Source organism: Massilia sp. NBRC 108631 (genome assembly GCF_059704565.1).
Window position 1 is genome coordinate 1 of the sequence record NZ_BAAKJE010000283.1, and the last position, 242, is coordinate 242.

A 242-nucleotide genomic window follows, 5' to 3' on the forward strand; every position below is an offset into this window, starting at 1 on the left:
TGACGGTGCCGGGACGGTAGGTCATCACCACGATGCGGTCGGCCATGTAGATCGCTTCTTCGATGCTGTGCGTGACGAAGATGATGGTCTTCTTCAGCTCGGCCCAGATGCGCAGCAGCTCGTCCTGCAGGTTGCGCCGCGTCAGCGCGTCCAGTGCGCCGAACGGCTCGTCCATCAGCATGATGGGCGAATCGAGCGCCAGCACGCGGGCAATGGCCACGCGCTGGCGCATGCCGCCCGAC

General features: G+C 65.3%; 1 protein-coding gene. It reads right to left on the reverse strand.

What is annotated here, in order from left to right; translation table 11 throughout:
• On the reverse strand, window positions 1-242 hold a 242-nt coding region (locus tag AC6H42_RS31015; RefSeq protein WP_497549736.1), incomplete at both ends, for an ATP-binding cassette domain-containing protein.